This window comes from Mesobacillus foraminis (assembly GCF_004340465.1).
GTDB lineage: Bacteria > Bacillota > Bacilli > Bacillales > Cytobacillaceae > Mesobacillus_B > Mesobacillus_B foraminis.
Genome location: NZ_SLVV01000008.1, coordinates 68,184 through 83,720, shown reverse-complemented (window position 1 = coordinate 83,720; position 15,537 = coordinate 68,184). Strand labels below are relative to the sequence as shown.

General features: G+C 44.6%; 12 protein-coding genes and 2 riboswitches. Of the genes, 5 read left to right on the top strand and 7 right to left on the bottom strand.

Annotated features, from left to right (window positions below; all coding sequences use genetic code 11):
• Positions 1-280: 280 nt before the first annotated feature.
• Both EV146_RS15485 and EV146_RS15480 read right to left on the bottom strand, forming a co-directional pair.
• The gene (locus EV146_RS15485) at positions 281-886 is read right to left on the bottom strand and encodes a hypothetical protein (protein ID WP_132007875.1); all 606 of its coding nucleotides are present in this window, start codon (positions 884-886) and stop codon (positions 281-283) included.
• A gap of 17 nt (positions 887-903) precedes the next feature.
• Positions 904-2,091 (bottom strand): ParM/StbA family protein, encoded by a 1,188-nt coding sequence (locus EV146_RS15480; RefSeq protein WP_121610474.1) that lies wholly within the window; start codon positions 2,089-2,091, stop codon positions 904-906.
• A gap of 577 nt (positions 2,092-2,668) precedes the next feature.
• Here EV146_RS15480 and EV146_RS15475 point away from each other — a divergent pair.
• Positions 2,669-4,162 carry a peptide MFS transporter gene (locus EV146_RS15475; protein ID WP_132007873.1) on the top strand — a complete coding sequence of 498 codons (1,494 nt, stop codon included), beginning with the start codon at positions 2,669-2,671 and terminating at the stop codon, positions 4,160-4,162.
• 291 nt (positions 4,163-4,453) lie between these two features.
• Positions 4,454-5,194, top strand: coding sequence for a DUF4230 domain-containing protein (locus EV146_RS15470; RefSeq protein ID WP_132007870.1), 741 nt, complete (start codon positions 4,454-4,456; stop codon positions 5,192-5,194).
• Between the two features lie 168 nt (positions 5,195-5,362).
• Here EV146_RS15470 and EV146_RS15465 read toward each other — a convergent pair whose 3' ends face one another.
• Positions 5,363-6,475: a 5-methyltetrahydropteroyltriglutamate--homocysteine S-methyltransferase gene (locus EV146_RS15465; RefSeq protein WP_132007867.1), complete on the bottom strand. Its 1,113-nt coding sequence runs from the start codon at positions 6,473-6,475 to the stop codon at positions 5,363-5,365.
• A 102-nt stretch (positions 6,476-6,577) separates the two neighbouring features.
• A riboswitch (SAM riboswitch) is annotated at positions 6,578-6,683 on the bottom strand.
• Positions 6,684-6,928: 245 nt separating this feature from the next.
• On the opposite strand from EV146_RS15465, the gene EV146_RS15460 reads away from it, so the two are divergent.
• Complete coding sequence (locus EV146_RS15460) at positions 6,929-8,095, top strand: MFS transporter (RefSeq protein WP_132007864.1); 1,167 nt, start codon at positions 6,929-6,931, stop codon at positions 8,093-8,095.
• A gap of 235 nt (positions 8,096-8,330) precedes the next feature.
• On the opposite strand, the gene ypfJ is transcribed toward EV146_RS15460, so the two are convergent.
• Together ypfJ and queF are read right to left on the bottom strand one after the other, a co-directional pair.
• Positions 8,331-9,164, bottom strand: a complete 834-nt coding sequence (ypfJ, locus tag EV146_RS15455) for a KPN_02809 family neutral zinc metallopeptidase (protein ID WP_132007861.1) — start codon at positions 9,162-9,164, stop codon at positions 8,331-8,333.
• Positions 9,165-9,310: 146 nt separating this feature from the next.
• Positions 9,311-9,811 (bottom strand): preQ(1) synthase, encoded by a 501-nt coding sequence (queF, locus tag EV146_RS15450; RefSeq protein ID WP_132007858.1) that lies wholly within the window; start codon positions 9,809-9,811, stop codon positions 9,311-9,313.
• Positions 9,812-9,939: 128 nt separating this feature from the next.
• Positions 9,940-9,986: riboswitch (PreQ1 riboswitch) on the bottom strand.
• Positions 9,987-10,212: 226 nt separating this feature from the next.
• Here queF and EV146_RS15445 point away from each other — a divergent pair.
• Both EV146_RS15445 and EV146_RS15440 read left to right on the top strand, forming a co-directional pair.
• Positions 10,213-11,574: a cytochrome ubiquinol oxidase subunit I gene (locus EV146_RS15445; RefSeq protein WP_132008484.1), complete on the top strand. Its 1,362-nt coding sequence runs from the start codon at positions 10,213-10,215 to the stop codon at positions 11,572-11,574.
• 12 nt (positions 11,575-11,586) lie between these two features.
• Entirely contained in the window at positions 11,587-12,633 is a 1,047-nt protein-coding gene (locus tag EV146_RS15440) for a cytochrome d ubiquinol oxidase subunit II (protein ID WP_121610465.1), read from the top strand.
• A gap of 78 nt (positions 12,634-12,711) precedes the next feature.
• On the opposite strand, the gene EV146_RS15435 is transcribed toward EV146_RS15440, so the two are convergent.
• Both EV146_RS15435 and EV146_RS15430 read right to left on the bottom strand, forming a co-directional pair.
• On the bottom strand, positions 12,712-14,823 hold the full coding sequence (locus EV146_RS15435) for an MMPL family transporter (protein ID WP_132007855.1): 2,112 nt from the start codon (positions 14,821-14,823) through the stop codon (positions 12,712-12,714).
• Positions 14,824-14,944: 121 nt separating this feature from the next.
• The gene (locus tag EV146_RS15430) at positions 14,945-15,514 is read right to left on the bottom strand and encodes a TetR/AcrR family transcriptional regulator (protein WP_132007852.1); all 570 of its coding nucleotides are present in this window, start codon (positions 15,512-15,514) and stop codon (positions 14,945-14,947) included.
• Positions 15,515-15,537 lie beyond the last annotated feature (23 nt).

Here is a 15,537-nt window from a genome sequence, read left to right as displayed (position 1 = left end):
ATTCGTCAATACTCTTATTGCCCCAATTGTTTGAATTCTCCTGCGGCAAAACATTTAAGCAAGGGCTAAACCTTGTCACCATGCTGTTTATCACAATTTCGCAGCACTAGTAATTGGATAAATTTGGACAGCATAAGGTGACTCTTTCACCACATGAACACTATCTCCAAGTATAATGAATCTAACCGTGCGGCCAGCCGTACGGTGTTCTTGCTGCCTATGGTAAAGGTAACTAAAAAAAGATGCTTCCCGGCAAACAGGAAGCATCTTCATTTTCATGCTACATATTCATTTTTGCCAGGAATCCTCCCAGCAAATCCTCTGTATCTTCTTCACTTTCTGCTTCCTCTTCCGCAGGAGCCTGCTCTTGCTTCGCTTTCTCCCAATCAAAGTCCATTAAGTCATCTTCAAAATCATCCATAACCGATTCTGGGACGTCCTCCCGGCTTTCCGGTTCAGCCGGAAGATTCCTCACAGGCTCTTCATAAGAAGGGGATTCTGCGGGCCTTTCCTGCAGATATAAAGCCTGGTCGATATCAAGCGCATTGCTGTTCAGTGTAGCCAGAATGCTCGAAGCCCGCAGAGGGTCTGCCATCAGCTGGTAAACAATTGTCCCTAATAAGGCTTCGGAATGTGAGTGTTTAAGCCAGTTGCGCTGTTCCTTGCTCAATTGCTTCGGAAGCGGAATCGTAACTGTCTCCTTCTCCTTTGCAAGGAAATTGCTGATGCCTTCGATGGCGAACTCGGCTATCTTGCTGGAGAAGTTCCGTTTTTCGGTTTCCTTGAGCCTCTGCAATTGTTTGATGATGTGATCAGGGGTGTCAGAGGGGAGGCGAAATGTGATGGCCTGTCCCCTCTGAATTCGAGTCATTCCCTTTTTGTCCATGAAATCACCCTATTTTTCTACTTTTGAGCTGGCTGCTTTTGCTTCTCTTTGGCTTTATTCTCTTCTTTTTCATTTTTACGGACAAAGTCTGAGAGTAATTTATAGTAGGCATTCGCCATCATCCAGATGCTTTCCTTCTCATCTTCAAAGAACTCAATGTTGTAACCGTCCAAATTGTTGTTCAATGTTTTGATATACTCTTTCAGCACCATGGATCCGCCGCCGACAAAATAGCAGATTTCAGTCTGGGAATTCTTCTGCCAGACATTGCGAAGATGACGGTATTGCTTTTTGGCCAATTCCAGAAGGATCCTGTCAGTTATATCGTGAACGCTGGTGCGGCTTCCTTTAACCATGATATGGTTGCGGTCGTTTTTCCTGGTGATGATCTCAACTACGTCGCGGCGGCTGTCCAGCTCCACGCCATGCTTGGATCTGATTTCTTCCCTTATAGCTTCCAAAGCTTCCGAAACGCCAAGGTTGAATCCTTGAGCCTTGTCATCATCCACATTTCGATTCTTAATTACGGCTACGTCGGTAGACAATCCGCCGATATCCTGGATCAGGATGCTTTTATCAATAAGATCGCGGTTGATGATATTCAGGTTATTGTCCATTACAAGATTGATATAAGCGGCAAAGCCCTCTGGATAGACTTTGACCTGGTCGAATCGGATATTGACTTTCAGACCCTGGTATTTAGGAGTGACCAGGAATTCTACCTGATGGACAGAGCCCACCAGCTGTGAACGGTAGCCAACATCCTTTCCTTCTTTTACTTCGCGAAGGGGGAGGCCTGTACCAAGAGTATAGTTTGCATCAATTACATTATTGTTCTTTCTGAAAAGACCTGCATTTTCATCCCTGACAGCATCCAGTGCCAATGTTGCAAACAGCATAACAAGTGTCTGGTCCTCTTCGGACTTGCTGCTCCCCGGGTCAAGTTCGCTGGCATTGTCACTCTTCGTTGCAAGGCTGCCGACACGATAAATGGCGTTATTATCTTTCAGGGCAGGGGAGTGAATTCTGATATGAATACCGTCCAGCGGATCCTTTTCATTCAATTCTTCAATTCCGATAACCGGCCTGTCTTCTGTATCTCTAGCAATCACATTTGGTATGTACAATTCGTAATCCAACTTGCCAAATAAAGCTTTAACTGAGTCATTCCCTACATCAATCGCACAAATTCTGGAATTGCTCATCAAATCATTCCTTTCGACACTCTATAGTAAGGTTCTATAAAACTATCAAACCATAGTTAAAGATTATAACAGGTTAGTAGGGTCGTCAATGATTCTTTAGTTGTATTCAAATTCGTATACAACCGTTACAAAAACGTATACAACACGCACAATTTTGTATACTTGTTTTCTTTTTTGTACACATCCCTTTAAATCAACATGCAAACGATTTTGTACACACGTATACTTAATTGTATACATTATGTTTACTATTTGTTTACATGTATACAATTAAGTATACTAATGAAAATGTCATAAATGTAACAATAAATCTTCTTTCCGGGATACCGGCTTTCACAATAAACTTTCCAGTTTCTCCCCTCTGCCCTCTTAAAACAGACGAACCCTTTAGAAAATGGGGGATTTAAGCATTTTGAATCTTGATATTATTTCAAAAAAACTTATATTTACTGAGCTTTCCGCATGGAATCCTTTTAAATCAATGTTTTTAGACAAACCTAACTCCATTACCAAAAAAAGTTTTTGACAATTGAAAACTTAAATAGTTATCATGGAATAATGTTAAGGAGGTTGTATAATGTCAAACTCAAATAGGCAGAAAATTGTGGACAGTGTTCCTCAAACGGGTTTCTTTGGACACCCTAAAGGATTATTCACTCTTTTCTTCACCGAATTCTGGGAACGATTTTCCTACTATGGAATGAGAGCAATCCTTGTTTACTATATGTATTATGAAGTTTCCAAGGGAGGACTAGGACTGGATGAAACTCTCGCCCTATCCATTATGTCCATTTATGGTTCTCTTGTTTATATGTCGGGGATTATTGGAGGCTGGCTTGCTGACAGGATCTTCGGTACATCAAAAGCCGTATTTTACGGTGGAATATTGATTATGCTGGGACATATCGTTTTAGCGATTCCAGGCAGCCTTGCCATGTTCTTTGTGTCAATGGTACTGATCGTTCTTGGTACCGGATTGCTGAAACCAAATGTTTCAAGCGTAGTCGGTGAAATATACAGTGAAGAAGATAATCGGCGCGATGCCGGCTTCAGTATCTTCTATATGGGGATCAACCTTGGTGCTTTCATTTCACCATTGATTGTCGGAGAGGTAGGAATGAAGCATAACTTCCACCTTGGATTTGCCATTGCTGCAGTCGGGATGTTCCTTGGACTAGTTGTGTTCGTGCTGACGAAGAAGAAAAACCTCGGCCTTGCCGGGACGTTTGTTGCAAACCCGCTTTCAGGTAATGAAAAGAAAAAGGTCTACACGCGGTTTGCAATCGCTGCCGGCCTATTGGCAATCCTGATCGCAATCGCAATTCCAGCTGGATATTTAACATTTGACAGTTTTATTGCTCTAGTTGGTCTTTTAGGAATCGGGATTCCAATCGCATACTTTGTCACCATGTATCGCAGCTCCAAGACAACTGAAGTCGAGCGGTCACGCATTATCGCTTATATCCCGCTCTTTATTGCATCGGTCATGTTCTGGGCCATTCAAGAGCAAGGATCGACTATTCTTGCGAACTATGCAGACAAGCGTACCCAGTTAGAATTTGCAGGGTTCAACATCTCCCCTGCCTGGTTCCAATCCTTGAATCCACTATTCATCATTGTATTCGCGCCAGTATTTGCATGGCTGTGGGTAAAATTAGGCAAGCGCCAGCCAACCATCCCACAAAAGTTCTCTTTGGGACTCTTGTTCGCCGGGCTGTCGTTCCTTGTCATCCTGTTGCCTGCTTATTTCGGGGGAACAGATTCGCTCGTTAACCCGCTTTGGCTGGTTCTAAGTTACTTTATTGTTGTTCTCGGTGAGCTTTGTCTGTCCCCTGTCGGACTGTCAGCTACGACGAAACTGGCGCCGGCAGCTTTCTCCGCTCAAACGATGAGCCTTTGGTTCTTATCCAATGCAGCTGCCCAGGCAATTAATGCACAGATTGTTAAATTCTATTCACCAGCAACAGAAATGACTTACTTCGGAATTATTGGCGGAGCTTCGATCGTTCTTTCCATCATTTTGTTCACTATGGCTCCAAAGATCCAGGGATACATGAAAGGGATCCGCTAATACAGTTATAAAAAATTGAAACAGTGCATATGAGACCGCAGGCAATTTCGATAAAAATCGAGGTAGCCTGCGGTCTTATTTATATTTGCTATAAATCTGCCTATGTCGATAAAACTCAGGTACACAGCAGTGTACCTGAGTTTTTTATTTTTATTTCACCTCCTCTCCTTCCCATAGACAATGAGGAAGAACGTATATTGTTAAAAAATGGATTACACATAATCGGTAAAAAATGTCTATAATTGCTATATTAAGTATTATCTTGGCTGAAATGAACAAGGGGGATTAAGATTGGGAATCAGACGGCACCAACAGGAAACACTTGCGGCCACAGAAGGGATCATTAAGGGAGAAGTGCAAACACCTCGGACTTTAAGTTCAAACCATGAACGAAACTACCGAACCTCCCTCCCCTTCTATAAAAGAAAAATGAAATACTCTATACTTACGATAGTTGCCACTCTGCTTCTGATGAGCGGTCTTGGCACCTTCACCTTTTATAAATTGTTTTCGGGGAGCACTTCGCAAAGTGAATCAATCACGATTGTGGAACAAGTGCAGGAGCTGGCAACTCTCGCCACTGCTGAGGCTGTAGTTACGACTGTTATCAAGGAAGAAGACAATAAATTATTTAACAAAGAGCTGAATATCCATTTACCCGGGACAAAAAGAACGGTTTTATTAGTGGTTCCCGCGACTGTCCTGGCAGGTGTTGACCTTCAGAACGTCAGCGAGAGAGATATAAAGGTTAACGAGGAACAGAAAGAAATATCCTTAACAATCCCGCATGCCTCCATCATTCAGGAGCCATCCATTCAAATGGATAAAGTGGAGACCTATTCCGAAGAAGGTCTGTTTAGAAGCGAAGTGAACTGGGAAGAAGGCTTTGACCTCGCTGCAGCAGCTAAACAGGAAATTGAAAAAGAGGCACAAGGCATGGGTTTACTGGAAAAAGCAGAGGATAGTGCAGTCAAAGTAATCAGCAACTTTTACCACAACCTGGGCTATAGCGTCAAAATAGAATTTAAATAACATACAGCAGCCCGCCTTTTTAGGGGGCTGTATTTCGTTTCAGAAGGTTCTTTTTCATAACAGATTCACCATTATGCAGGTAAACTTTGTTCGCAGCATCAGGTAAACTATGCTTAGTCATTGGGCCAAAAAAGAGCTCCTGAAATCAGGAACTCTAAAAAAAATCTCTTATTCTCCCCATACCTCACGGGAAATATCAACTACATGACGGATTTTTTTCCACTGATCCTCTTCAGTGAGAATATTTCCTTCTTCTGTAGAGGCAAAGCCGCACTGAGGGCTCAGGCAGAGTTGATCTAATGAAACATATTCTGCAGCTTCAGCAATCCGCTTTTTAATCGCGTCTTTGTCCTCAAGCTCTCCAAACTTGGAAGTAATTAACCCAAGAACAATCTGAAGACTGCTTCTGTTCACATAGCGAAGCGGTTCAAAGCCTCCAGAGCGCTCATCATCATACTCCAGGAACAACCCATCGACGTCCAGCTCGCTAAAAATGGTCTCGGATACAGCATCGTAGGAACCGGCAGATGTATAAGTTGAACGGAAGTTTCCGCGGCAAATGTGCATGGTAATAACCATATCATCCGGACGGTCAGCAATTGATTCGTTGATTGCTCTTGTGTAGAGCTTGCGAAGTACAGCAGGCTCCTGGCCACGATCCCGGATTTGCTTCTCTCCCTGCTCCGAGAAAAAGGCAGCCCAGGATGTATCGTCAATCTGCAAATATCGGCAGCCAGCATCGTAAAATGCCCGAATGGCCTTTTTATAAGCCCTTGTTAAATCTTCAAGCAGAGCCTCGTTATTTTCATAAACACCCCGATCGATATTCGCTCTGTGAAAGATCATATTTGGGCTTGGAATTGTCATTTTGGCTACATGCTGATCCCCTGCAATTGAGTGCAGGAACATATAGTCTTGTAGCATTGGGTGTCCGTCAAAATCAACCTTGCCCACTACCCGGATGGAATGTGAATTTGTCTTTACACCGTTAAACTGAATGCCCGTTTCAGACTCGTAGCCTTCAACACCGACAAGGTTTTCAAGAAAGTCAAAGTGCCACCAGGCCCGTCTGAATTCTCCGTCCGTAATAGCCTGAAGCCCTGCCTCTTTTTGCTTCTCGACAAGCTTAATAATTTCTTCATCTTCAATTTTTCTCAGCTGTTCCGCTGAGATCTCCCCGTTTGCCTTCAGCTGCCTCGCTTCTTTCAAACGCTGCGGACGAAGGAAACTTCCAACATGATCGCCTTTAAATGGTGCCTTAAGTGTTCTGGTTGCCGTCATTTCGCGCTCTCTCCCAACTATTCTATAAGGTAATCACTTCAAATCTATCGATAAAAAAAAGCCCCTCCAATAAGAAGAGACTTTGCAGCTTACAACGCCATCCTCTTATCTTCCAAGTAAAAACTTGAAGGAATTAGCACCTTGTCCAAACAATATACAGGTTGCTGAGGCTTCACAGGGCCTTACCCTCGACCTCTCTCGATAAGAATTATATGAAGATTGTTAAAAATGAATTTAAAAGTAATACTATCAATAAAAATTCAAAAAAGAAAGGTTTTTTTTCAAAAAAATTATTTCAAAATAAAGAACCGCTGTTTCATACTTATAGAGATCTCTGTTTTGAAGCCTTGTCTCTTTCGTAAATAGTCTGGAAAAAGGGTATAATGAGGTGCAGCCTTTTGGCATATGCAATTTTAATAAAGCTCTTATAAGATTATTGGAGTGAATTCGAGAATGAATAATAAAAAAGCGTTGCCCATCCTGTTCGCAATCATGTTCCTAGTCATGGTGGGCTTTGGCATCATTATTCCGGTACTGCCTTTTTATGCAGAAGAAATTGGTGCTTCGCCTCTTCAGCTTGGGCTGCTGATGGGTGTTTACTCTGTGATGCAGCTGCTGTTTGCTCCGATGTGGGGACGAATTTCTGACCGGGTTGGACGAAAGCCAGTCATTATGATTGGCATAGCAGGCCTTGCGCTATCATTTTTCCTGATGGCTGTCTCATCCCAGCTCTGGATGCTGTTTGCTGCCAGAATGATCGGCGGAATCCTTTCCTCTGCAAATATGCCGACCGTCATGGCCTATGTCGCCGATATTACATCGGAGGAAGACCGTGGAAAAGGAATGGGGATCATCGGTGCCGCAGTCGGCCTCGGCTTTATTTTTGGGCCCGCAATAGGCGGTGTTTTTTCAAAGGAAAGCTTAAGCACTCCCTTTTATATCGCAGGTGCCTTTTCAGTCATTACCTTTATCCTCGTCCTGTTTGTGCTGAAGGAATCCCTCGCTCCTGAACTGAGGCAAGGTCATTTAAAAAAGGGAAAGTCAATTCTTTCGGCATTCAAGGGCCCTTCCTCCATTCTATTTATTTTACAGTGGTTTGTGTCTTTGTCCCTCTCAGGCCTCGAGGCCACCTTCGCTTATTTTGGAGCTGAAAAGGCCGGACTGGGAACCACAAGCCTGGGCTACATTTTTATGATTATGGGCTTAGCCGGAGCCATTGTACAAGGAGGACTTGTGGGAAGATTGACAAAAAAGCTCGGTGAAGGTTTTGTTATCCAGCTCGGCATTGTGATTTCGGCGCTTGGCTTTGGATTGATTCTGCTGATTGATTCTTTTTTAACGGCCGCAGTTTTTTTAACCGTATTCGGTATCGGAAATGGTTTCATCCGACCGAGTGTATCCTCCCTGCTGACCAAGACCTCGGCAGCTGGCCATGGAAGTACAACAGGGCTTCTGTCATCCTTTGACTCCCTTGGAAGGGTCATTGGCCCTCCAATGGGCGGCTGGCTCTTTTCTGTCTCTATGGGTCTTCCCTATCTTTCCGGGATCATCCTATCGGCTGCTGCCTTCCTTTTATACCGGATTTACACCCTGCAGCACAAGAGAAGAGTGGCTTCCTAGACTCGTGTATCAGCCAATATGAATAACTCAGCAGTGAAGCCACATCAACCAGCACACGTGAAATCTCAACCTCCACAGAGGACCAGCTGGCTGCCATGCAGGAGATAACGGCATCCGCGAGTGAACTATCCAGAATGGCGGAAGAGCTTCAGGTGCAGGTTTCCAAATTTAAGATCAAATAAAAAAGAAGGATCAAAGGCGTAACTTTCGCCTTTGATCCTTCTTTTTGCCCAGTTTACAGATTTCTTGCATTAAATGTATCACCCTGGTCTAAATTTCCGGATTGAAACCCTTTATAGAACCAGCGTTTCCTCTGCTGGGAGGTTCCATGTGTAAAGCTTTCCGGCACCACATGTCCTTGAGCCCTCCTTTGGATAGTATCATCACCGACTGCGCTCGCTGCATTTAATGCCTCTTCCAGGTCTCCCTCCTCAAGCACGTCCATTCCTTGAGCGTGGTGGGCCCATACACCTGCCAGGTAATCTGCCTGGAGCTCAAAGCGGACAGACTTTTCATTGCTGCTGTGAGGCTGTATCTTCTGAGTTGTGCCCAATAGGGTCTGCACATGATGACCGACCTCATGGGCAATGACATAGGCCATGGCAAAGTCCCCTGGAGCCTTGAACTTTTGCTGCAGCTCATTGTAAAAGCTCAGGTCAATGTAAAGCTTCTGGTCTCCCGGACAGTAAAAGGGCCCAACTGCCGAACTCGCCGTCCCGCAGGCGGACTGCACACTATTTGTATATAAAACCAGGGTTGGCTCTTTATACTCCAAACCCTCTTCCCTGAAGATTTCCGTCCAGACCTCTTCCGTATCGGCAAGGACCACCGAGACAAACTCCGCCAGCTCTTTTTCCTGCGCTGTCTCTTCATATGGCACCGCAGGGTCGGTCCCGCCCATATTGGCCATATTATTTAAAAGATCTCCAGGATTCCCGCCTCCAAGGAAGGTCAGGATCAGGACTAGAACCAGGCCGCCAAGCCCGCCTCCCACAAGGGTCTTGCCTCCCCCTCCCATGCCTCTTCGGTCTTCCATATTGGAGCTTCCTCGTCTTCCTTTCCACTGCATGGTTTTTCCTCCCTAGTTCAGCCGCCATTTTAAAAGTGCGATTCTATTACTAGGTTAATACCCAAATTTGAAGGAATTATTTATTCAGCCAGCATAATTCTTAATTGAAGTTATTGGAAAACGGGAGATGTCCCCTTACTTATTCCTTATCGATTATCGATCTTTTCTGGGTTCAGGTCATGGTTCATCAACCGGTAGTCAGCCATTTCTTCGTATTTTGTTCCTGGTTTTCCGTAATTGCACCATGGATCGATGGAAATGCCGCCGCGGGGAGTGAATTTCCCCCACACCTCGATATAGCGTGGATCCAGCAGCTTGATTAAGTCATTCATAATGATATTTACACAATCCTCATGGAAATCTCCATGGTTCCTGAAACTGAATAAATACAATTTAAGTGATTTGCTTTCGACGATTTTTTTATCTGGAATGTAGGAAATGTACATGGTAGCAAAATCAGGCTGATGGGTCATCGGGCATAGACTGGTGAACTCCGGACAGTTGAATTTTACGAAATAGTCCCTGCTGGAATGCATATTGTCGACTGCCTCCAAAACCTCCGGAGCATATTGAAATGAATACTTTGTATTTTGATTTCCGAGCAGTGTCAGATCCTTTAAACCTTCTTCATGGCTTCTGCCAGACATAATAAAAAACCCCCTTGTATGATGACCCCACAAATTGACAAGAGAGCCGCATGCTGATTCTAAGGAAAAACGCAACGGATAAAAGCAACAAAAAAGCCATGCCCAATATGGACATGGCAGATTGTCATGAATCCATAGTTTTTTATAGAGGGTATCAGCTATGAACCTCTCCCGTTCAAGTACGGGGACTCTTTCCATATGATATAAAACACAAGGGAAAACGTCAAATGATTTTTTAACACCTAAGCAATGCAGGTACATTCCAAATATTCTTTAAGGCCCTCGTTTGCGTTTTTAGCCCTTGCTCCCTTCACTGATAGATTTTAAGTATTTCGTTACATATTCCTGGCCCCATTGGAAATTATATGAAATATGATCAGAGTGAAAGGACGTAATGAGTGATGGACGACTTATTGATTGCCCGTTCCTTATTTGGAACCACCATGGCATTCCACATTATATTTGCAACCATTGGAGTAGGCCTGCCTCTTATGATCTTGACGGCCGAGCTCATGTACCAAAGAACCAAAGACCAGGACTACGTCGTCATGGCCAAACGCTGGACGAAGGCCTTTGCGGTACTGCTTGGAGTTGGAATCCCGACAGGCACCATCGCAGGTGTTCAATTATCACTGCTTTGGCCCGGGTTCATGGAGGTCATCGGCCGTGTGATGCCGCTCCCCTTCCAGATTGAAATCTATGCTTTTTTCGTCGAGGCCCTGTTTATGTCGATCTATGTCTATGCTGCGGAAAGAATTGCCCCGTGGATGAGGATTGTCAGCCTGATTTTAGTAGCAATGGGAGCGCTTGCCTCGGCGGTTCTAATTACAAATGTCCATGCTTTCCAGGGTACGCCAGCAGGTTTTCGGTACGAGGATGGGAAGTATTTGGATATTGACCCATGGGCGGCCTTTTTTAACCCGAGCTTCTTTGTCACAGCCGGGCATGTCGCCTTGTCCGCTTATGTGACCGGGGCTTTTGTGGTCGCATCTGTAGCTGCTTTTAAACTCATGAAGTCAGACTTTGGCTCAAGAGTGTATAAACTGCATCAAAAGGCCATCATGATCAGCCTCGTGGTAGGAGGGATCGCGTCCTTTCTGACAGCCTTGAATGGCCATGAATCAGCTCAATATCTGCATGAATACCAGCCGGAGAAACTTGCGGCTGCTGAGGGGCTTTTCGAAACACAGGACCATGCTCCTCTCGCAATTGGGGGATTTACGGACCGCGAAACAAAGGAAATTAAATGGGCCATTGAAATACCTTGGGCTTTAAGCTTCCTTGCCGGAAACAGCTTCGATACGGTGGTAGTTGGTTTAAATGACTTCCCTGAAGAATACTGGCCCCCTTTGTTTGTCCATACCTTGTTTAATGCCATGGTCGGGATTGGCTCGCTGCTCATCCTTATATCACTTTTAGGCATAGCTTGGAAAAAATTCTTGAAAAAGGATCATTTCCCGAAAGTCTTTCTCTGGACCCTGGTTGCTTCCGGCCCTCTTGCTGTAGCCGCCATTGAATTTGGCTGGATCTTTGCCTGCACCGGGCGTCAGCCGTGGGTAATTTACCGGATATTATCCACGGCACAGTCTGCTACAACGGCTGCCAATTTAGGCATCCTTTTCATCCTGTTTGCCTTTGTCTATGTCATCCTGGGCACAGCTGTCGTTTTCGTGCTTTTATATTATTTTAGAAAAAATACGGTATTGGACGATCTCCAGCGTGCAGAAAAAAAGAGTGTGCCGTTATTTAGTTCAAATTCTTAGGAGGGGAAGCGAATGACCGATGCACTAATAGCCATTACAGTACTTTGGGGATTTGTGTTTATTTATGCCGTAATGGCGACAATGGATTTCGGGGCAGGCTTTTGGTCGATGATCTACATAGACAGGGAGAAAACGAAAGCAACCAATATTGCCAACCGGTATTTATCGCCAACCTGGGAAGTAACCAATACTTTTATTGTTGCCCTCGTTGTTGCGGTCTACAGCCTGTTTCCTACAGCAGCCTACACTTTGGGGACCATTCTGCTGGTTCCCGGCAGCATGATTCTGCTTTTACTGGCTTTAAGGAGTGCATTCCTGGTCTTCTCAAATGTGGCTACTGAGTATAAAAAGCCGCTGACCTACATTTCCGGCATTACAGGCATTATTATCCCTGGATTGCTGATTGCTGTCCTGCCGATTACACACGGCGAGTTCGTTGATTATGGGAATGGGCTGACGCAGCTGAACTTGGGACGCCTGTTCACAAGCCCCAATGTCTATACGTTTATTGGCTTCGCCTTCAGCAGCACCCTGTTCCTCTCCTCCCTGCTTCTGGCCGATTACTCGAAGACATCTGAGGAGATGGATGCCTATCGGGTATATTTGCGCGATGCCAAAATAGCCGGCCCTATTTCCCTCCTTATGGCTTTTTGCATCATGCTGACGTTAAAGGAAGAAGCTCGCTGGATTTATGATCGAATGATGGAAGACCTCCCTCTTCTGCTTACATCGCTGGGATTCTTCCTGCTGGGAGGGGCCGGTCTTTTCCTTCCAAACTTCTTTTCAAAAGGAGTGAAGGGGATGCCAAGGCTTTCGGTTATTGCCGTCACCGCTCAGTACTTAATCGCAAGCTATGTGTACGGAAAAGCCCATTTGCCTTATATTGTCTATCCCAATGTGACCATTCAGTCGGCTTTTACTGACCCCAATTCCTTTAGGGCAGTGTTTATCACCTACATTGTCGGATTTGCCATCCTCTTCCCTGGATTTATCTATTTCTGGAGCCTGTTCATGCATGATAAAAAATTCCTGAGGCAGAAGACCAACCCGAATCAGTGACAGCCTCCTAAAAATAAAACAGGCATCCCTTACGAATCGGGATGCCTGCTTTTATCTGTTGAAACTCTGTTCCTGCTGTCAGGAGATTGCCTCTTTCTCTTTTGAAGGTTTATCCTTCTCCAGCATAACAATCAAAGCGGGCAGCAGGATTCCCCTAATAAGAAACGTATCCAGCAAGATGCCTACAGCAACAATGAAGCCAAACACGAATAACAACTGGATAGGCTGGGTCATTAAGACAGCAAAGGTTGCGGCAAGGATGATCCCTGCAGATGAAATCACTCCTCCAGTGGTGGAAACGGCTATCTCGACTGCCTTTTTTACAGGATGGTGCTTCCGTTCCTCCATGAACCTTGAAATTAAGATAATATTGTAGTCAATGCCGAGGGCCACCAGGAAAACAAATGAATACAGCGGCACACGGTTGCTGATGGTATCAATGTCGAAAAACAGGCTGCTTAAAAACATACCCAGCCCGACAGCTGCCAGGAATGAAACCAAGATCGTCCCCATCATATAAATTGGCATTCTGATGGATTTGGTCATTACGATAAGGAGGCCAAAGATCAGGAGCGACTCAATCGCAACGATCACAATAAGGTCACGGTTGTTTGTTGCACGGTCATCTATTTTTTTAGCCGTTTCCCCTGCAAAGAACAAATCTCCTTCAAGATTGCTATCCTTCAGCAGTTCAGCTGAATTGTCCCGCATTTTTTCCAAGGCGTCCATTGTTTTCGCAGCATATGGACTCTCGGTGAATGTCAGGCTATATTGAACCGCTTTTTCATTGGCTGCAGTGCCATTTAGGCGAACATTGCTGACAAGAGGCTGTTCCTCAAGACGGCCCAGCAGGTCTGCCTGCTGCTCCTGAGTGACCGGTTGATCTGTCTCAAGCAAAACCGTTGTTGGGGCCAGATCACCCTTTTCGAACTTGTCTTCCAGGATTTCATATCCCACCCTGGAAGGCATATCCTCCGGAAAGGATTTGATCGTGTCGAATTCATACTTCATATTCAGCATGTTCAGAGCCGAAGCCAGCAGGATCACTCCAATGGCCGCTGCTGATATGGCAGGCTTTTTTGTAACAAAGCGCCCAACCCTGCTCCATACCGAATTCGATTTTACTGTATCTTCCCCAACCCTTGGAACTTTAGGCCAGAAGGACCTTCTGCCGAATAGGGCGAACAATGCAGGGACCAATGTGATGGAAGCCAGCATGATAATGAACATAGCTGTGGCGAAAACAGGGGCAAAATTGCGGTATTCCCCAAATTTGCCAAAGAACAGGACAAGCATGGCAGCCAATACCGTTCCTCCAGAAAAAAAGACAGGCAGTCCCGTTTCTCTCATCGCCAGCTTCATAGACTCGAGCTTACTCTCTGTTTTCTTTAACTCCTCGCGGAAACGCGAGAAGACAAACAGAGAGTAGTCAATGACTGCTGCAAATAAAAGAATCGTCATGATCGAGAAGGTCTGGCTGCTAATAACCAGGCCGGCTTTCCCCATCAAACCGAGCACCTGATTAACCACCTCATACACAAATGCTGCTGCCAGGAGTGGAATGAGGGCCAGCAGTGGCGAGCGATAAATCACAATCAGTAAAATTAAAATTAACCCAACAGTGGATAGCAGCAGGACAATGTCCGCCCTTGAAAAAAGATTAAGAGAATCCACTGCAATACCGGCTGGACCCGTAATATACAGATTTAAATCGGTAGAAGTTTTAACGATTTCCTCGATCTGTTCCTGTACTTCCCTCATTTCTGCCGATTCCATGGACGGGTCGAATGTGAGAGGAAGAGTAAGAGTGCTCTGATCCTCGGAAAAGAAGCCTGCCGCCGCCTGAGGCGGCATTTTTGTCAGCGGGACAATTTCCTTTATTCCCTCAAGCTTGCCAACTTCTTCATAGAAAGGCACCAGCTGCTCCAGTTCCACTTTACTATCCTCTGATTGAAAAACCAGAATCGCCGGTATCCCTTCGTTATCGTTAAAATACTGATCTACTTTGTCTTGGGCAATGACTGATTTTGCATCAGCAGGAAGAGATTCAATGCTGGAAGATTCATAATCCCTCGCGCTTGGGGCAAAAACGGCGAGCAATAGTGTAACAGCAAGCCAGATACCAAGAGTCGCCCACATCCCTCTTTTAGTTGAAACAAAATCGGTTATTGACTGTAAAAATGATTTCATACTTCCTCCTGCCCTTCTTTTTTTATGGATGTTAAAAAGAAAGTGACACGAGTGTCACTTTGGACAAAAATAAAAGACACCCGGTCACCACAATTATCTTCCATAGTGACACATGTGTCAATTATCTGCTTACGAACATTCCATCACTGAGGATGTCTTTTATCGAGGCAATCCACTCAGCTTTGGGAATTCCAAAATGATTTGGGATCGCGACACTTTGAAAAATCATTCCCAGCATGACGCTGTCCGGTATATGAGATTTTAACTTTCCTTCCTTTTTCCCCGTCGAGATAAAATCCTGTAAATACCGGTACATTTCCAATGGCAGTTTTTCCAGCTTGTCTTTGTTTTCTTTCCCATCTGGGTGGTGCTTTATTTGTTTGGCAATGGGAATTAATTGATGCAGCTCAGTTTTATTAAAAATGGTTTCCATCAGGAAGCTGAACTTTGGCTCAAATCCCGTGTGGCTATTAATTTCTTTCAATTCATCGATAAATTGCTCCATTTCATAAACCATGAACTGAGTAATCAATTCATCTTTATTATCGTAATATTTATACAAGGCTCCTCTTGAAACTTCAAGCCTGTCAGCCAAAAGACTGATTGTAAATCCATCATAGCCATGCTGGAGAAGAATATGCTTGACCGATTGAAATAGATCACTTGTAGAAAACTTCCGCTCGCGTGCCATACATTCACCTCTTGATTTATTAT